The organism is Agrobacterium vitis (assembly GCF_037039395.1).
Lineage (GTDB): Bacteria > Pseudomonadota > Alphaproteobacteria > Rhizobiales > Rhizobiaceae > Allorhizobium > Allorhizobium vitis_E.
The window spans coordinates 2,410,470-2,429,733 of sequence record NZ_CP146242.1 but is presented as its reverse complement, the minus strand read 5'-3'; the positions used below and the strand labels follow the sequence as shown (position 1 = coordinate 2,429,733).

Genomic DNA, 19,264 nt, shown 5'->3' with positions numbered 1-19,264 from the left:
TTTGAGCCAAAGGAAAAGTGCCATGACCACATTTGCCCGCAGTTTTGAAACAGGCGCCAGCGACATCACCCCCGAAGGGAGCGATTACCAGACCGTGCGCCGGGTGATCGAGATGTTGACGCTGGACTATCGGGAGCAACCGGCGCTGGAAACCATTGCCGAGCGGCTTGGCCAATCCCCCACGCAGTTGCAGAAAACCTTTACCCGCTGGGCTGGCCTGTCGCCCAAGGCGTTTTTGCAAGCCGTGACGCTGGATCATGCCAAACGACTGCTGGGCCATGAAGGCCTGCCTTTGCTGGAAACCGCGCTGGAGCTTGGCCTGTCCGGACCGGGCCGGTTGCATGACCTGTTCGTCAGCCATGAAGCGATGTCGCCGGGCGAGTGGAAAGCCAAAGGCGCGGGCCTGACCATCCGCCACAGCTTCCACACATCCCCCTTCGGCCAGGCGCTGGTGATGGTGACGGATCGCGGCTTGGCAGGCCTCGGCTTTTGCGATCCGGGCGAAGAAGCCGCCTGCTACGCCGACATGGCTGGGCGCTGGCCGCTGGCCAATTTTGTCGAGGACCCGCTGGCCATCGAACCCTATGTGATCAGGATCTTCGATCCCGCCTGCTGGCAGGCGGAACAGCCGCTCCGCGTCGTCCTGATCGGCTCGGATTTCCAGGTCCGGGTCTGGCAAAGCCTACTGCAAATCCCGCTTGGCCGCGCCGTCACCTATTCCGACATCGCCCAGAAAATCGGCCAACCCACCGCCAGCCGCGCCGTGGGAGCAGCGGTGGGCCGCAACCCGATTTCCTTTGTCGTGCCGTGTCATAGGGCGCTGGGTAAAAGCGGGGCGCTGACGGGGTATCATTGGGGGTTGACGCGGAAGCGGGCGATGCTCGGCTGGGAGGCTGGGCAGGTGGGGTGATTGGTGGGCGATGATCCATTTATCAGGCCCAAGCGGACTTTAAGTTATGATTCCTCACGTGTCATGTTGAACCGCAACACTTCTTCGAAAACGCGGTTTCTGGCCTTTGCATCTATAATCAACGATGACGTCGGCATGACATAGAGATGCAGTGGAATGTTATCCGACGATCCGATATTGAAATCATCATAGACAACTCGCTCACTCAAGGAAAATACGTCTTTAAAGCCAGTCCTCTTCATGTCTTTGTAAAATTCATCGTCAATCTCCACAATAGAGAAGGCAAAAACTTCTCTCACGGTGCTGATCCGGTCAACAAGTTCGGAGGCATACAAACGACACTGGACGAGCGCTTTGTTGTTCTCAAAAATATCAGCGCCGGGTTTCTTGAATTCAATGATGACAAGTTTGTTCGGATGACCTTCATTGTCTTTGGAAAAAAACGCCGCAACATCCGGCTTGCGCTGTTGTTTTGATTCTGTCTCTGCACCAACGTCTCGGATGATTTTCGCCAAAGTCTCATCGCTATAGATACTGCTATAGGACAGAAATTTATCGTCCACGAGCCAAATATTGTTCTCGCGAATATCATTACCGTCACTATTCTTCCGCAGTATAGCATTATGGAGGACATGTTCTGCCGACTCTCGCGGCATCTTGGAAAGGGAGTCTATTAACAATGCACGGTGTATGATAAACCGTGCCAAATCGTGGCTAGCGAGATGTGATATGTCATCGAAATCGACCTTGCGACCTTGTTCCATAGCTTCAACAAGCTGGTCTTCACGCTTGGCTTGTTGTGCTCTGTAGGTTTTTACGACCTGATCAGCATCCAGCATGGCTGCATCCCCATTCAGTGAATCTAACGTAATGAAGGGGTAATATGTCTTTAGCTTCTCAATATTGGCCAGTTTGAAGGCCTCTATATCACCTTTCCCGACCTCATCGACCATGGCAAGGCATTCTTCATGAATACGTGGGACGAGTTTTTCACGGCTAATCGGTGAGACTAGATCAGTATCTTCATCGGTCTTCGGTAGTTCCAGCTTCTGACGCTCGATATCAGAGCTGCGGTTTAGATATGGCGAAGTGATTGAGATAAGATAGCGGCAACTATCGAACCGCTTGCTGATATGACACTCTTCTACACAAAGTTCGTCCGCACAAAGCATTGCTATGATACCTTTTCGTGGCATATCTTCACGAAACAAATAACAATCGAATGTCTCACCACACATCTCGAAACTTCTTTTCTTCAAAGCTTCGATGCGCTCACCTGAAAACACAAAATCTTCCGGGAACTGCTGCCTGGAGTTGTGTGTAAATTTGATCGATACGATTTGGCCAGCTTGTTTCTTTAGAAACAGCAAAAGTCGCAGATCGTCGCACATTGAGTTTACGAGTTTAGCGACCTGCGTATTGATCTTCTCCTTTAGTTCAGAAATAATAATCGTCGTTTTCTGTTTACCAGTCGTCGCAGTTTGCTTCACGTCCTCCAATTTGAATTCAGCCGTATAACGAAACTCTACGAGATGAGTTGGTAGCTGGCTCCAGATCTCGACACGATTGGCATACTTAAGGAATGCAAGACGACCAACACCCTTGCCACCAATATCATCTTTGTGGCCAGTGCAAATTTCGTCGAAATAATTGAGATTTTCCTGCGTAAATCCTTCGCCATCGTCAGAAATAGTTATCTTATCTAAGACGTTACGCTCTTCATCACCAAACAGGCCCGCTTGTTTTTCGAACCACAGGTCGACTGAAATCGACTTCGCACCAGCGTGGATCGAATTCGTTATACCCTCGCGGATGACATCCCGTGCCGTGACGCCGCCCTTATAATGTTCGGCAATAAACTTCTTGAGATTGATCCGTGCCATGCTGCCTTCCTAGTGAAGCGGACCAAAGCAAACAAGTGCGCCGCTAGTGCCGGACGATAAAATAATCATATTTCGGCTTAATGAGATATTACCATGAAGCCCACCAAAATTACGGCAGAACCAAAGCCATCCAGCGACAGCAAAAGGAGGCTGCAAACACTAAGTCGATTTCGTCGAGGCATCGAGAATACGGCGATTTAGGCTCAATTTCCGATCAATACCATTGCAATTATCAATGCAACAAGTCGTGCACAACAGCCGTCCATCATTTTAGTAAACAGTGTTATTGGCCGAAAACAGCCATCCTCCCCTCACCCCTCCAACCCCAACAATTCCCTCGCCGCCGCCTCATCCGTAATCAGCGTGTTGCACCCGATACGGCGCATGGTGGCGCGGATGGCGATGGCGCGGTGGGCGCCGCCCGACGCGATGACGATATGCTTGGCTTTTTTCAGCGTGTCGAGATTAACTGACATCACCCGCTCGTTGATCGGGTGGCAGACCGAGCGGCCTTCGGCATCGAGGAAGTTGAACATGGTGTCGCAGACGCAGCCAGCCTCGATCAGTTCGTTCAGCGTGGCGCGGCTGATGAAGCCTTCCGACAGCGAGGTGGATTGCGGGCGGATATCGCCGCAGGAGACCACGGCGAGGTCGAGGTTTTCGGCGAGGTCATAGAGAGTTTTCAACCCGCAATCCTCAATCAGCGCCCGTTTGGTGGCGACGCTATCGACCAGCAGCGGGGCGAGGAACATATAGCATTCCGCCCCGAGCTGGCTGGCCAGCCGCCATGTATAGTCAATGGGATTGGTCTGGTGAACGGCGACAATGCCGCCCAGCAATGAGACGACCTTGCAGTTTTCCCGGCGCGGCGGGCGAAAACCGGCAAGCGACGCCGTCATGGTGCGGCCCCAGCCGACGCCGATGGTTGCATTGTCGGTGACCACTTCGGTCAGGAACTGGCCGAGCGCCAGGCCGACGGCGCGGGCGATGCCTTCGGCGTCCTGCCCGGCAGAGGATGGCACGACCACGGCCTCATCCAGGCCGAAGCTTTTCTCCAGCTTCACAGCCAGCTCGACGCAGTCGTCGATGCCCTCGGCAATCCAGATCTGCACTTCGGAGCGCTTCAACGCCTCATCCAGCAGCCGGATCACCGTCGAGCGGCTGATGCCAAGCCGTTCGGCGACATCCTTCTGGGTCAGGCCCTGGTTATAATAGAGCCAGGCGGCGCGAAGCCGTAGCGATGCCGCTTCCGAATAGCTGCTCTGGGTCTCCCGGCGAAGCTTGACCACGATGCGCAATATCCCTTTTTTCGTCTCCCAACTATCGCAAGCCATGCAACATATGTCAAATCCAACGGACAAATGTCTTGACTTGGCACTCTGCCATAACGATATTCAGATCAAAGGACAGAGGATATGTTTCGCACGTCGCAAAGACGTGTTGGAACGGAAATGACCGTCCAGTGTTCATTGTTCATTCCCTATGTGACCTGAAGGAATTGCCTGATGACTTCGAAACTCGAACAGCTTCGCGCCATGACTACGGTTGTCGCCGATACCGGTGACATTGAGGCCGTAACGCGCCTGAAGCCCGTGGATTGCACCACCAACCCGACCATCGTGCTGAAGGCCTTGGGTACCGACATGTTTGCCGATGCCTTTGAAGAGGCGATCAAATGGGGCAAGGCCAAAGGTGGCGCCTCTGATGCCGTGACCGAGGCGATTGCCGACCGGCTGGCGATTTCGGTTGGGGCAGCGCTCGCCAAGATCGTTCCGGGCCGGGTCTCGACCGAAGTGGATGCTGATCTGTCTTTCGATACGCAGGCCTCGCTCAACAAGGCGCGCGCCATCATTGCCCAGTATAAGGAGCGCGGCATCGAGAAGGATCGCATCCTGATCAAGCTCGCCTCCACTTGGGAAGGCATTCGCGCCGCCGAAGTGCTGCAAAAGGAAGGCATCGACTGCAACCTGACTCTGCTGTTTTCCCGCGCCCAGGCGATTGCCTGCGCCGAAGCCAAGGTGTTCCTGATTTCGCCCTTCGTTGGCCGCATTCTGGACTGGTACAAGAAATCGACCGGCGAGAACTACACCTCTGAGACCGATCCGGGCGTGGTGTCGGTGCGCCAGATCTATAATTTCTACAAGGTCAATGGCATCGAAACCATTGTCATGGGCGCGTCGTTCCGCAATGCGGGCGAGATTGAAGCGCTTGCCGGTTGCGACCGCTTAACGATCAGCCCGGCGCTTTTGGATGAGCTGGATGCCGCAACTGGCGACCTGCCGCGCGTGCTCTCACCTGAGAAGACCACGCCCGATCCTCTGGTATCGATGGATGAAAAGGCGTTCCGCTGGGCCTTGAATGAAGACCCGATGGCGACCGAAAAGCTGTCCGAAGGCATCCGTTCTTTCGCCAAGGATCTCGCCACCCTGCGCGGCATGATTGCAAAGAAACTCGAAGCCTGATTTCGATGATCTCTTAAAAAAGGGCGTGGCGAAGGCTGCGCCCTTTTCTCATTACCGCGACACCTTACTCGTCGCTATTGCCGCCCGTCCCGCTGCTATTGCCGAACGGGTTGGCATAGCCGCTGCCATTGTTCTGCCAGCCGGAACCTTGTCCGCCCTGGCCTTTCCCTCCCTTGCCCTTGCCAATTGGCAGTTCAATCACCGGATCAACCGGCACGCCGCCAATCATCCCCGGCGGATCGCCGCCGGTTTTGACGACATAGCGCCCATCCACCCAGCCGCTGATGCGTGGTCGGTCCACGGTGGCGATCCGGCACCAATAACCGCCCCGGCTTTCCATGCAGTTCTGCATATCAACCGGCGTGCCTTCGGTCAGCGCATGAATGATGCGGAAATTCGGCCCTGCACCCGACAGAACCGGCAATTGCTGACCGGGCTTGAGGCCGGTGACATGCCAAAGATAGGGATCAGGAAAATCCATTCCGCCTGCCGTGCCATTCCCCTCGCCATTGACTGAGGGCGCCGGGATCACCGTCTGGCCAAAGGCCGGCATGGCGGTAAATGCCAGGAAAAACGCCAGCATGCTGCGCCCGGTCATTCGGCATAAAAGCCTGCGGCTGAGACTGGCTGCTGGAAGCATGGCATTCTCCTGTTGCTGGAAAAGGCCTGCTGGCCTTTCTGTGGGCGGCGGTGCGCTACATTTTCACCGTCACATTATCTTACCCGACGATCCGTTAAATTCAGGTGGACACTCGGCCTATATGGAGTGCCGACCCTGCCCATCATGATGTTTATGATTGATTTCGACAAAGTACACGACGCTAAGGTGTTCATCCGGAGTTACCCCCCCTCTGTCCTGCCGGACATCTCCCCCTCAAGGGGGGAGATCGATATGTGGAAACCACTTAGCCTACAGTAACCGTGTTATTTCCAGCATATTCAATCGCTACAGAGATACGTGGCCTTTACTCCTTGCCGATCTCCCCCCATGAGGGGGAGATGGCTGGCAAGCCAGAGGAGGTAAGCCACGGGTAAAAACAATAGCGTCGTGTACTTTGTGATTTCGACTATAAATAAGCTTGGGGCGTTGTTTTCGTTCCCCGATGATGACAAGGTAGGGTCTTCGCGGTATTCGCGTTCTTCCCTTGCTTTCATGGCCTCGCCTCTCTTCGATGGCCCTTTTCTCCGTTTGTTGACATGATGAAATCGACTTCGCTTGGCTATGTCTTTGCCTTTGCCGCCTATACGGTGTTTTCCATGCAGGATGGCATTTCCAAGCATCTGGGCGATAGCTATTCGCCGGTCGTGGTCGCCACCGTACGCTATTGGGCCTTTGCGATCTTCGCGCTCATTCTGGCCGCCCGCAGCCGCAATGGTCTGGTCGCGACAGTCAAAACCAAACGGCCTATCCTGCAAATCCTGCGGGGCCTGTTGCTGGGTGCGCAGATCCTGGTGTCGATTGCCGCCTTTCATTATGTCGGGCTTGCCCAGTCGCAGGCGATCTTTGCCGCCGGGCCGATTTTCGTGGCGCTGCTATCGGTGCCACTGCTGGGCGAACAGGTGGGCTGGCGGCGCTGGACGGCGATCCTGGTCGGCATGCTCGGCGTGGTGCTGATCCTTTCGCCGGGCTCAGGCAGTTTCAGCCTGCTGGTCGTGCTACCGCTGTTCTGCGCGCTATCAGGGGCTATTTACGGCATTCTGACACGGCTGGTCAGCCGTGATGATCCGCCCGTCACCAGCTTTTTCTATATGTGCATGGTCGGCTTTGTCGGGGCCAATTGCATGGCGCCATTTTTCCTGGCCCCGATTGCCAGACAGGATTGGTTCTGGATGCTGGCGCTGTGCTGCACCGGCATTGCCGGGCATTTTTCGCTGATCAAGGCCTATGAGCATTTGAATGCCGTGGTGCTGCAACCGATTGCCTATTACCAGCTGGTCTTGGGCTCGATCATCGCGGTGACGGTGTTTGGCGAAAGCCTGACCCGCAATATGGTGCTGGGCTCGGTCATTGTGGTGGGAGCGGGTCTGTTTACGGTTTGGCGCGAACAGGTGGTGGCACGGCGAAAAGCCCTTGAGGTTCAATCTATTGCAGAACCTGCTTCTTAACTAAACTTCATACGGGAACTGATTACGCCCTCATTAACCGTGGTTGAGAATATCCGACGATAAAGAAAAACGAATATACCCAATTAAGCCTTCGGCAACAGGAAACTCCTAAAACTGGGGGGTGTTTTGCGTTTGTGGAGTGGGCCATGGGATATCGTGTGTCGTGAAGCTATTGCCAGGCAAAATCCATTTGTCGCGCAAGCTCCTTCTGATCGTTGGCGGCGTTGCGGTCCTGTGTGGCGCCACGGGTTCGGCTGCCGTCTATATCGGCCGTGATGCGCTGCTCGGGCCATCCTATAGCGAGGTCAACGGCCTGACCTGCATGGAACTGCAATCGGCCACCATCAAGCGCAAGGACCGGCTGTGGGTGCGCAAATATGTCACCACGGACGCAACCGATGGAGTAACCCGCATCAAGACCGCGCTCCGCATCGCCAAATCCGTTGCAGAGACGGAAAAACCAGATCTCGTCCAGGTCGTCGTGCTCGATAAGAAAGGGCCGAAGGACCAATCCGACATTCGTGGCCGCGCCATTGGCGCAGATGTCATTTATATTCCCAATCCAGCCCAACTGGCCGAAACCGCGCAGATGCAGAGCCTGACGGCGCGCTATGTCGACAAACAGGCGAATAGCAATGGCGATTTTTACGGCGAGCGGGTGGAAATGCCGCTGGCCGACGCAAGCACCATGATGGCCAAGCTGACGGACACCGCCCCTTGCGAAAAGCCGGTCCTTGCCACGCCCGAAGGCGAAAGCAAGAAAGAAGGCGGCCACGCGAAAGAAGATGGGCACGCCAAGGAAAAACCCAAGGAAGGGCAGAGCTCGCATGGTGAGGCGGCACATGGCGAGGCGGCACATGGTGAAGCGGCTCCAGCCGAGGCTCATGGCAGCGAAGCGCCAGCTGAGGAAAAGCCCGGCTTGATTGCCTCGCTTAAAGGCATGATTTTCGGCGCTGAAGAAAAACCCGCTGCACCCGCGCATGACGCCGCCCCAGCTGCCGATGCCCACCCTCTTGCCGATGCAGCCACTCCTGCCCATGCCCCCCCTCTTGCCCAAGCTGAGGATGGCAGCCACTCCGACAACGCGGCCCCTCATCAGGCCAACGCCGACAAAGCGTCCACTCAACAGCAAAGTGTTGAACACGCAGGTAGCGAAAAGGCAGGAGAACCCGTTGCGGCACCTGCGTCCCCCGCAGCGGCATCTGCTCCGGCGGCACCATCGCCAGTGGCCGCAGCCGATCCGACGCCACAGGCCGTGGAGAGTAAGGGCTGGCTGAGTTCGATCAAATCCATGGTCACAGGCACAGATAAGCCGACAGCAGAAACCACTGCGAAAGCCGAAACGCAGAGTGATTCAAAACCGCTGGTGACAGAGCCTAGCGCCACACCATCGGTTCTGCCACGCGGAATTTCACTGCGATAAAGACACCAGAATCGCACCGAAATAGCATCGTGCAGAACACGCAGTCGGCACGATGCTATAGGGCTTTTCAGCCCGGCTTCTCGGTCCGCGCGATCAATCGACCTTGGCGCGCCGCGCCGGGAACAGAATGATGTCACGGATCGACGGCGCATTGGTCAGCAGCATGATCAGCCGATCGACGCCGATGCCAAGCCCGCCTGCTGGCGGCATGCCCTGGTCGATGGCGTCGAGGAATTCGTCGTCGAGCTGCTTGTCCTTTTCGCCACGGGCATGAGCCTGTTCGAGCTGTTCGACCATGCGCTTGCGCTGTTCTTCCGGGTCGTTCAGCTCGGAAAAGGCATTGCCGATTTCCCAGGCGTTGCAATAGGTCTCAAACCGTTCCACCAGACGCGGCTCACCGGGCACTTCCTTGGCAAAAGGCGAGATGTCCTTGGGGAAATGCGTCACATGGCTTGGCTGGATCAGCGTCCCCTCGACCTTTTCTTCAAAGATAAAGGACAGACATTCGCCCCAGGTCCAGTCCTTTTCGACCGCAAAACCAGCCGCCTTGGCCGCCGCGCGGGCTTCCTCATCGGTCTTGATGGCCAGGAAATCGATGCCCGTGACGTCCTTGACGGCATCCGGCATGGGAACGCGCTTGAACGGACCCTTGAAGGAAATTTCCTTATCGCCAAAGGCAAATTCGGTTGAGCCGTGAATGCGCATCGCGAGGTCGGCAAACAGGCGCTCGACCAGATCCATCACGTCTTCGTAGTCGGCATAGGCCCAGTAGCATTCCATCATGGTGAATTCAGGATTGTGCCGGGTGGACACGCCTTCATTGCGGAAGTTGCGGTTGATTTCGAAAATCTTGTCGGCAAGGCCAGACACCAGCGTGCGCTTCAGAAACAGTTCCGGCGCAATGCGCAGATACATGTCCTGCTTCAGCGTGTTGTGATGGGTCTTGAACGGATCGGCAGACGCACCGCCATAGACGGATTGCAGCATGGGGGTTTCCACCTCCATGAAGCCATCGCTTTCCATAAAGCGGCGGATGCCGGAAACGATCTTCGAGCGCTGCTGAAAGCGCAGCTTGGATTCGTCATTGGTCAGAATGTCGAGATGGCGCTTGCGATAGCGCACTTCGATATCCGTTACGCCGTGGTATTTCTCCGGCATCGGCAGCAGCGTCTTGGTCAGCATGGTGATGGTTTCAGCGTTGATGGTCAGCTCACCACGCTTGGTGCGGCGAACCTTACCGGTCACACCGATAATGTCACCCAGATCGATCATCGGCAGCATGGCGCGCGCCGCTTCCGGCGTCATGTCCTTATGGCTGAAGATCTGGATCTTGCCCGAGGCATCGCGCAGGTCCATGAACATGCCGGAATTGCGCGAGGAATAAATGCGCCCGGCAACCGTGACCGTATCGCCCGATTCCGTATCCGGTGCCAGATCCGCATATTTTTCGGCCAGTTCGGCCGTGGTGGCGGTGCGGTGGAAGTGAGCCGGATAGACATCGCCGATCTGCTGGCGCAGCAGCGCCAGTTTCTGGCGGCGCACTTCGGTGGCGTCGGAGGAAAGGGCGGTTTCGGTGTTTTGTTCGGTCATTGGTTCGCCTATCGGGCACGAAATTCTTGGATCAATTGTGGAGCATAGCGGCTGAAAAGGGCTATGATAAGCCCTCCCTGATAAAGGGGAGAGCTCAAAAACTGGAGGATCTTGCCTGTCAGGCAGCACCGGCCATGGAGGTCAAGACCTGAATGGCTACCTTGAGGCGCTGGCGCACCACGGAACGGCCCAGCAGCGCCATGCTGTCGAACAGCGGCAGCGACCGCTGGCTGCCGGAAACGGCAACGAAGAGCGGTGGGGTGACGACGCGCAGCTTCTTGCCCAACCGGTCGGCAATGGCCCGCAGCTCTTCCTCGATGGTCGCCACATTCCATTCGAGGATCTTTTCCAGATCGGCCTGAACAGTGGTGACAATCTCAAGCGTTTCCGCCGGGCTGGTCTTCAATCCGCCGAATGAGGCAGGCGTCAGGCCGACATCATTGGCCAGCAGGAAGCCTGCCAGCGGCGGCAATTCGCCAAGCTTGGTGATCCGGCTCTGGGCGAGCTTCAGGCCTTCGGTCAGCCGGTCGTTTTCACTGGCCCAGGTCAGAACGCGGCCCAGGAATTCGTTCGGCGTCAGCTTTTCACGCAGCCAGCGTCCGTTCAGCCAGTCAAGCTTCTGGATATCGAAGATCGCGCCCGCCTTGGAGAGATTATCCGGGTCGAACTTGGCGATCAGCTCGTCCATGGTCAACAGCTCTTCGCCCTCGGCGATCTGCATGAAGAACAGGCCAAGGAAATTCATCAGTGCTTCTGGCAGATAGCCCAGCGCCGAATAATAGGAAATCGAGGTCGGGTTCTTGCGCTTCGACAGCTTGGATTTGTCGGCATTGCGCATCAGGCTGAGATGCATGAACACCGGCGGCTCAAGACCGAGATATTTGTAGATCAGGATATGCTTCGGCACAGAGGCCAGCCACTCCTCGCCGCGCGCCACATGGGTGATCTTCATCAGGTGGTCATCGACCACATTGGCCATGTGATAGGTCGGCATGCCATCGGCCTTCAACAGAACCTGCATGTCGACGCTTTCCCACGGGATCGACACGTCGCCATAAACGCCGTCATGGAAATCGCAGGAGCCTTCGGTCGGAATTTTCAGGCGCACGACATGGGGCTCGCCTGCCGCAACACGGGCATCGACTTCTTCCGCCTTCAAATGCAGGCAGAGACCGTCATAGCCGGGCGGCTTGCCCGCCGCGCGCTGCGCCTCACGCATCTGGTCCAGCCGGGCGGGCGTGCAGAAACAGCGGAAGGCATTGCCTTCTGCCACCATCTTGTCGACGAAGGGGCGGTAGGTGTCCTTGCGCTCGGACTGGCGGTAGGGACCGTAGGGGCCACCGACGTCAGGACCTTCGGCCCAGGTCAGGCCGGTCCATTTCAGCGCGTCCAGCACCTTCTGCTCAAATTCCGCGGTCGAGCGGGTCGCATCAGTATCTTCGATGCGCAGAATAAATTCGCCGCCGTGTTTCTTGGCGAACAGATAGTTGAACAGCGCGATATAGGCTGTGCCCACATGCGGTTCACCGGTGGGAGAAGGAGCGATACGGACGCGGACGCCGGAAGTGGTCATGATTTTGCTCGTGGTCATGGAGGCGAGGATCGGGCTGAGCCAAGCCATCGCATTTTGATGATCTGGACGCGGTGAAAGCCACGCTCAAGGCAGGCTTCCAGCGATAATCCTTTGGCTGGCCTTAGGCCATATCTAAGGCCAAGCGTCAAGGAAAACCCAAGCATTGGCCGGAACGCAAGGGCCGGTGATAGGGGATCTTGAAAAAGGATCGCGAAAAAAATCAAAAAATATCAGATTTGGCGGAACCATTTCCGGTGCCGTCCGTTAGACGTGCAGGAAAACGGTTGTGAACCCCGTGAACCTAAAACCCCCGTCCCCCGCTTGAAAGCCTGCGTTCCGCCAACGCAGGCTTTCGGCATTTCAGGCCCTCTACCTTTCGGGGCCCGCTGCGCCATGGCTATTTCAATGGCCAGACGACGATCAGTGCCGGGATGGCAACGAGAATGATCAACAGCGACAGCGGCAGGCCAAGGCGTGGATAATCGCTGAATTTGTAACCGCCCGGCCCCATTACCAGCGTGTTGCATTGATGACCGATCGGGGTCAGGAAATCACAACCGGCGCCAATTGCCACCGCCATCAGAAAAGCGTCGGGCCGGAAGCCGAGATTATGGGCAAAGCTGGCGGCAATCGGCGCCATGACCAGAACCGTGGCGGCATTGTTGAGAAACGGCGTTACCGCCATGGCGGTCACCAGGATCAGTGCCAGTGCACCATAAGGCGGCAGCCCATGGGCAACATGACCGAGCCAAGCCGCGATGACATCGGTTCCGCCGGTGCTGCGCAAGGTATCGCTGACCGGGATCAGTGCCGCCAGCATGACGAGGATCGGACCATCGACGGCCTGATAAAAATCGTTGAGCGGAATGACCCGAAACACCACCATCGCCAGGGCCGCCGCAAAGAAGGCAATCGGCACCGGGGCAAGACCGAGCGCCGTCGATCCCATCGCGGCAATCAGGATCAGCACCGGGATAAGCGCGCTGCGGCTGGTGCCGAGCAGGATTTCGCGCTCGGCCAGCGGCAGGCAATCCAGTGTCTGCAACGCGGCTGGCAGAGCGGTGCGTCGGCCCTGGAGCACGACGACATCGCCAGCGCGCAAGGCCACATGCGCCAGCCGCTCCTTCAGCCGCTTGCCACGACGGCTGACGGCCAGCAGATTGATGCCATAGGTATTGAACAACGAAACATCGCGGGCCGTCAGGCCTTCCAGCGGCGACCCCGGCCCGACCACCGCTTCAATGGCGGTGATTTCACCACCCGAACCGATCTCCCGGCCCGACAGTTTCAGGCCGGATTGGCTGACCAGCCGGTCGAGCGCATCGGATGGCCCCTCGAGCAGCAACGTGTCCTGTTCCTTCAACACCATATCCGGAAAAGGCGAAATACGGCTGTGGCCGCGCAGGATGGCGGTGGCGATCACCTCGCCGGCGGTGGCTTTCAACAGATCGCGCAGCGGCTTGCCTGATAGTGCCGAGCCTTCGGGCAGGGTCGCCTCGGTGGAAAAATTGGAATTGCCAAGCGCTTCCTGCAAGGTCGGATTCTGGTTCTGGCGCTTGGGCACCAGCCAATAGAACAGCATCAGGAAAATCACCCCGGCAACGGCCAGGATCGCGCCGACAGGGGTGAAGTCGAACATGGTGAAAGGCGTCCCGGTCAGTTCGCCCCGCAGCTTGGACACGACAATATTGGGCGAAGTGCCGATCTGGGTCATCAACCCGCCCAAAAGCGCGCCAAACGCCATCGGCATCAGGAAGGCGGAGACCGGCGTCCCTGACTTCTTCGAGAACTGGAAAGCGACCGGCATCATGATGGCCAATGCGCCGATATTCTTGATGAAGGCCGACAGCACTGTCACCGTCAGCACCAGAAGCAGTATCTGGGCGCGCATCGATGTCAGGTTGGGGAAGAACCGTTTGATGGCGGCATCGACCAGGCCGGACCGCGCCACCCCGGCGCTGACCACCAGGGCACTGCCGACGATGATGACGATATCGTCACTGAACCCGGAAAACGCCTTGTCGGCTGGCACCAGACCGAGAGCGATTGCCGCTAGAAGGGTCAGCCCCGCCACCACATCGTAGCGGATACGGTCCCACATGAAAGCCACCATCATCAGGCCGATGACGGAGAAAGCCAAAATCTGTTGAGTCGTCATGCATGTCCGGATTGGTCAGAGTTGGGCTCAAAAGGCTTGAAGTGCCGGTTTGTTCCTTACCGTTACGCCGTCGCTCCGGCACCCTGCACTCTTTGAGAGTAGCATGCACACGAGACAACAACATCAACGCGACTGTGACATTTCACAATTCGAGCATGATGATCAAGTCTACAGCCTTCAGGCGACCCTGGGGCCTTCAGGCGCCCTTGGGGCCTTCAGGCGACCCTGGCCAACAGCTTTTCTTCCAGCCGGGCCAGAATATCCTTGCAGACAGCATCTTCCTTTTCGACGCCGTGCATCAGGATCTCACGGGCCGCCTCGACATCGGAGGGATCGGCGTAATAGGCGTGGAATTCGCCCAGCACCGCATAGGCCGCCATTTCGCCAGCCTCGACAGCCAGTTCCAGCATATTTTGCGCGCCATCGAGATCGACGATGCCGCCAATGCCCTTCATACGGAACCGTCCCAGATTGACCATGGCAAGGGCATGGCCGTTTTCAGCCGCCATTTCGAACCATATGCGCGCCTGGTTGAGATCGCCCTCCCCTTCGCCTGCACCGGTCGCGGCCACCACTGCCATCTGGAACTGAGCGGCGACGTCGCCTTTCAGTGCCGCCTTTTCCAGCCACATCAGCGCTTCCACCGAATTGGCCTTGACGTCGATGCCATGGCGATAGCGCCGTTCCAGGTCACGGCAGGCCCGCTTGTCGCCCATGCGGCCAAGCGCCGTCAGCCAGCGCACGCCCCGGGCGCGATCCCGCTCGGGATAGGCTTCGTGGAGATAATATTTCGCCAATTCCTCGATAGAAGAGCGGTAGCCCTTGGCGGCAGCGGCGCTGAGCAGGCGCAACGCCTTCTCCTCATCGGGTGCGGTGCCAAGACCGTTAAGATATTGCATGGCAAGGTAATGGCGCGCCGTACTATTGCCAGCCGCCGCCGCATATTTGAAATATGGCAGGGCGCGGGCATAATCCACCTCGCCCAAATGCCCACCGGCCAGCAGCGTTCCCATGCCCAGATGCGCCCGCACACTGCCCGCCGTCACCGCTGGCTCGTAGCAGATCAGCGCCGTATGCGGATCGGCCTCGCCGCCAATGCCGGACGCCAGAAGATAACCGGCCAGCGCCGAACCATCGACATTGCCGTGCTCATGGGCGCGAAGCGCATAGTCGCGAGCCAGTTCCGGCTCGCAAACCAGTTGCATGACATCGCCATAGAGCCGCATGGCCGCCGGAGACGCCGGCATGTCCTGACGCGGTGAAATCAGATAGAGCCGGGCCGTCAGGGCCATGGCGCCGACATGCCCCGCATCGGCGGCATAGCGCGCCAACCGGCGGGCCTCGGCCAGATCGGAAATCACCCCGCGCCCCGTTTCATAAAGCCGCGCCAGTTCATAGGATGCCCCGACATGGCCGCCCTTGGCCGCCTTGCGCAGGGCGCTTGCGGCCAGCGGCATTCGGCCCGCCCCAAGCTTCTTCATGCCATGGCGATAAGCCTGCCGGATTGCCGCGCCTCGGACAAAAAAGGGCACAAAAGACAGCAATTGCTTCATGGTTCGCGCATTCCCTCGCTCATAACAGGCACAACCCGGTCAAACAGATAGGCCGCCACAGTCTGGTCGCCAACAACCACGTCCGTCACCAGCGTCATCCCGGCAATCAGATTGAAATCGGCCGGATTGCTTTTCAAATGCGGGTCGTCAATGGTGATCTTGGCGATATAGAATGTCCGCTCGGATGCGCCTTGCGTTGCCGCGCCGTCGCCGCGCGAGACTTTCAGACTATCGGGGCTGACAGCCCTGACCGTGCCGCGCAAGCCGCCAAAGCGGGCGAAAGGCCAGGCATCGAGCTTGATATCGACCGGCTGGCCGACCTTGATAAAGCCCTGGTCCTGGGTGGAAATTTCCGTTTCCACTTCAAGCCGCGCTGCCTTGGGCACCAGCACGAACATTTTCTGTGCCGTCTGCGCCACCGAACCGATGGAAATTTCGCCGATCTGAAGCACGGTTGCGTCTTCCGGCGCCTTCAGTTCGATCAGGTCGGAACGCTTGTCGGCCTTGTTCAGCTCCTCGATCGCTGCATTCAACGCCACCTGCTGCTTGACCAGCTGGCCCATGGCGTCGGAGCGCCATTGCTGGGCCTGATCTTCCATCTGCGACTGCACCGACTGAATGTCATGGGCGCCGCTTTCCAGCTTGCCTTCGACTTCGCGGATCGTGCCGGTCACTTCCAGCACCCAATCCTTGGCCTTCAGGCCATCGGCCCGGGAGGCATATTTCTTCTCGACCAGCGCGCTTTTCATCGCCTCGCTTTCCTCGCTGAGCGACAGGCGCTGGCGATTGACAGCAAGTTCCTGCTGCAACTGCGCCTGCGTGGTCTCCAGCGAAGAGATCTTGGCCTTGAAGGTCGACATCGACGCTTCATATTGCGACCGGCGGGCTTCAAAGAACCGCCGCTGCAATTTGCCGAAACTGTCGCCGTCGCGCGGCTGGTAATCACGCCCATCGATTTCCGCCTTCAACCGCTCGACTTCGGCCGAAAGGCTGGCCATCTGCCGGCTGGCTGTGGTCTGGTCGGCACGCGAAAAGGTCGGGTCGAGCGTGGCCAGCAATTGCCCCGCCTTCACATCCTGGCCTTCGCGCACCAGGATTTCCCGAACGATCGAGGTTTCCAGCGGCTGCACTACGGTATTGGGCGCTTCGGAGGCAACACGGCCCCGCGCACTCACCACCCGCTCGACCGGCATGAACACCGACAGCAGGATCGCGCTGGTGATCAGGGCCGCCACCGTGGCAATCGTCATCCGCGCCGATTTGGGCGGAGTGCGATGCAGGATGCTGGCGCTTTCGGACAGGAATTCCGCTGTCGTGCGGACCGCGTAACGATGCTCGTCAGGCGACAGCGTCAAGGTTTTCGTCATGATCTTTTCCCGTCGTCAGGTGGCGGTTCTGCTGGTTCCAAAGGTGGCGATAGTCGCCGGAGCGGCGCAGCAGGTCGTGGTGGGTGCCGCTGTCCTTCAGCTGGCCGCGATCCAGAACCAGGATCTGGTCGCAATCGACAAGCGAGGACAGGCGGTGCGAAATCATCAGCACGGTGCGGCCTTCGGCAATGCGCTTCAGGTTGCGCAGAATGATCGCTTCGCTTTCCGGATCGAGCGCGCTGGTGGCCTCGTCAAAGATCAGGATCGGCGGGTTGACAATCAACGCACGGGCAATTGCCAGCCGCTGCTTCTGGCCACCGGAGAGATTGCTGGCATGTTCTTCCAGCATCGTGTCATAGCCGCGCGGCAGACGCTCGATGAATTCATCGGCCCCGGCCAGCTGCGCCGCCTCGATCATTTCCTCAGGCGAGGCATCCGGCTTGGCGATCAGGATATTGTCGCGGATCGTGCCGCGAAACAGGAAGCTTTCCTGAAGCACGACGCCGACATTGGTGCGCAGGTGATAGAGATCGACCTCCTTCAACTCGACGCCGTCGAGACGGATCAGCCCGGAATAGCTCTGATGCAGACCCTGCAACAGCCGCGTCACCGTGGTCTTGCCCGAACCGCTACGGCCCATCAGCCCGACGATATTGCCTGGTTTGACGTGAAAATTGATGGCGTTGAGCGCCGGCAACGAGGTGCCCGCATAGGCAAAGCGCACATCCTCGAAGCTGATCCGGCCGGAAAATTCCGGGCGTACCCCGTGTTCACGGCGCGGTTCCGGCTCGGCATTGATGACGGAGGCGACCTGGCGCAGCGCACCGCGCGCCTCTTCCATCTGCTGCATCATGCCGGCCATCTGCACCAGCGGCTGGGTGGCGCGCATGGCAATCATGGTGAAGGCCACCAGCGTGCCGGTCATGACCGTATGCTCGTTGACGATGACAAGATAGGCGCCGATCAGCAACGAACCGGCATAGATCAGCTTTTCCAAAGGCGCCAGCAAGGTTTGCGGCTGGTTGGCCAGAAACAGCAGGTTTGTCTGGTTATTGACCGCTTCGGCAACTCTCTGGTCCCATTCGCGCCGCTTGCGGCCTTCGAGCGCCAGTGATTTCACAGTGCGGATGCCGTTGATCATCTCGATCAGCATGGCGGTGCGGCGGTGTTCGCTGCCCATTACCTGCGCATAGGCGCGGCGGATCGGCTTCATATAGATGAACAGCACCAGGCTCATCAGCGCGCCAAGCCCCAGAACCCAGAAGGTCAGGCCGGGGCTGAGCAGGAACATGACAGGAATGAGCACGAACAGTGACAGCATATCCAGCACCGAGCCGAACAATTGACCGGTGACGAAAGCTCTCAACCGACGGGCTTCTCCCAACCGGTGGACGATGCCGCCAGTGGCATTCTGCTCGAAGAATTCAATCGGCAGGCGCGACAGCCGGTCGAAGATCATCAGGTTCAGCCGCACATCGATCTTGGCGGTGACGATGGCGGTAACGGTGCGGCGCATATAGCCGAGCAACATATCAAACAGCAGGACGACCAGAATGGCAACGGCCATCAATGTCAGCGTCGACAAGCGATGATGCACCATGACCTTGTCGATCACCACCATGTAGAACAGCGATGGAACCAGCGCCAGAATACCGAGCGAAATGGCCGAAATGAACACGTCGCGCACCATGCGGCGGTCCTGCATCACCTGGGCCAGCAGCCAGTGAAAGCCGAACTCCTCGCGCGCACTTGCCTCGGCAATTTCCCGCTTCATCAGCAGGACATGGCCGCTCCAGTTTTCCGACAGCCGCAATTCGTCGATCACAAACCGGGCGGCTTTCGAATCGGCTGGATCGCGAAACACCATGCGCGGCGTCTGCGGATCATCGACAAAGTTTTCAAAGACAAGAAGCGATCCGTCATTGAGCTGAATGACAGCGGCGACAGCGCCTTCCATCTGGCTCAACAGCTTCCAGTTCATGCGGATCGGCTTGGCCTTTACCCCATGATCGCGGATGATTTCGGCCAGTTGCGGTAGCGAAAAGCATTCCTCATCACCGTAATCGCGGCACAATTGCTCGACCGAGAGGGATAAGCCCAATTTTTGCGTGGCAAGAGCCAATGCAGCAAGAGCGGATCTGGCCTGCCCCTCATCCGCCAGATCTCTGTCTTCAGCATTCATCGACACACCTCATCATCCATCGCCGAAAGCACACATGGCGAGTTTTTCGTGAGGATC

Annotated in this window: 13 protein-coding genes; 4 read left to right on the top strand and 9 right to left on the bottom strand. The window is 58.0% G+C overall.

Annotated features, from left to right (window positions below; translation table 11 throughout):
* The first annotated feature begins 22 nt into the window (after positions 1–22).
* Positions 23–910, top strand: coding sequence for a methylated-DNA--[protein]-cysteine S-methyltransferase (locus V6582_RS13755; RefSeq protein WP_156631772.1), 888 nt, complete (start codon positions 23–25; stop codon positions 908–910).
* Positions 911–954: 44 nt separating this feature from the next.
* Here the strand turns inward: V6582_RS13755 and V6582_RS13750 are convergent, their stop codons facing one another.
* Both V6582_RS13750 and V6582_RS13745 read right to left on the bottom strand, forming a co-directional pair.
* Positions 955–2,793 carry an ATP-binding protein gene (locus tag V6582_RS13750; RefSeq protein ID WP_156631771.1) on the bottom strand — a complete coding sequence of 613 codons (1,839 nt, stop codon included), beginning with the start codon at positions 2,791–2,793 and terminating at the stop codon, positions 955–957.
* A 311-nt stretch (positions 2,794–3,104) separates the two neighbouring features.
* Positions 3,105–4,082, bottom strand: a complete 978-nt coding sequence (locus V6582_RS13745) for a sugar-binding transcriptional regulator (RefSeq protein WP_337739249.1) — start codon at positions 4,080–4,082, stop codon at positions 3,105–3,107.
* Positions 4,083–4,298: 216 nt separating this feature from the next.
* On the opposite strand from V6582_RS13745, the gene tal reads away from it, so the two are divergent.
* Positions 4,299–5,255 (top strand): transaldolase, encoded by a 957-nt coding sequence (gene tal / locus V6582_RS13740; RefSeq protein ID WP_070166893.1) that lies wholly within the window; start codon positions 4,299–4,301, stop codon positions 5,253–5,255.
* Positions 5,256–5,319: 64 nt separating this feature from the next.
* On the opposite strand, the gene V6582_RS13735 is transcribed toward tal, so the two are convergent.
* The gene (locus V6582_RS13735; RefSeq protein ID WP_197434374.1) at positions 5,320–5,895 is read right to left on the bottom strand and encodes an SH3 domain-containing protein; all 576 of its coding nucleotides are present in this window, start codon (positions 5,893–5,895) and stop codon (positions 5,320–5,322) included.
* Positions 5,896–6,455: 560 nt separating this feature from the next.
* Here V6582_RS13735 and V6582_RS13730 point away from each other — a divergent pair.
* Both V6582_RS13730 and V6582_RS13725 read left to right on the top strand, forming a co-directional pair.
* The gene (locus V6582_RS13730) at positions 6,456–7,361 is read left to right on the top strand and encodes a DMT family transporter (protein ID WP_156631769.1); all 906 of its coding nucleotides are present in this window, start codon (positions 6,456–6,458) and stop codon (positions 7,359–7,361) included.
* Positions 7,362–7,551: 190 nt separating this feature from the next.
* On the top strand, positions 7,552–8,784 hold the full coding sequence (locus V6582_RS13725; protein WP_156631768.1) for a hypothetical protein: 1,233 nt from the start codon (positions 7,552–7,554) through the stop codon (positions 8,782–8,784).
* 93 nt (positions 8,785–8,877) lie between these two features.
* Here the strand turns inward: V6582_RS13725 and lysS are convergent, their stop codons facing one another.
* The 6 genes from lysS to V6582_RS13695 form a co-directional block, all read right to left on the bottom strand.
* Positions 8,878–10,374: a lysine--tRNA ligase gene (lysS, locus tag V6582_RS13720; protein ID WP_156631767.1), complete on the bottom strand. Its 1,497-nt coding sequence runs from the start codon at positions 10,372–10,374 to the stop codon at positions 8,878–8,880.
* Positions 10,375–10,492: 118 nt separating this feature from the next.
* A complete protein-coding gene (gene gltX / locus V6582_RS13715; protein WP_156631766.1) occupies positions 10,493–11,947 on the bottom strand; it encodes a glutamate--tRNA ligase in 1,455 nt (484 codons plus the stop codon).
* 397 nt (positions 11,948–12,344) lie between these two features.
* The gene (locus V6582_RS13710; protein ID WP_156631765.1) at positions 12,345–14,105 is read right to left on the bottom strand and encodes an SLC13 family permease; all 1,761 of its coding nucleotides are present in this window, start codon (positions 14,103–14,105) and stop codon (positions 12,345–12,347) included.
* Positions 14,106–14,320: 215 nt separating this feature from the next.
* On the bottom strand, positions 14,321–15,658 hold the full coding sequence (locus tag V6582_RS13705; RefSeq protein WP_156631764.1) for a tetratricopeptide repeat protein: 1,338 nt from the start codon (positions 15,656–15,658) through the stop codon (positions 14,321–14,323).
* Positions 15,655–17,025, bottom strand: a complete 1,371-nt coding sequence (locus V6582_RS13700; protein WP_156631763.1) for an HlyD family type I secretion periplasmic adaptor subunit — start codon at positions 17,023–17,025, stop codon at positions 15,655–15,657. Before V6582_RS13700 ends, V6582_RS13705 begins: the two co-directional genes overlap by 4 nt.
* Entirely contained in the window at positions 16,997–19,207 is a 2,211-nt protein-coding gene (locus V6582_RS13695) for a peptidase domain-containing ABC transporter (RefSeq protein WP_156631762.1), read from the bottom strand. Before V6582_RS13695 ends, V6582_RS13700 begins: the two co-directional genes overlap by 29 nt.
* Positions 19,208–19,264 lie beyond the last annotated feature (57 nt).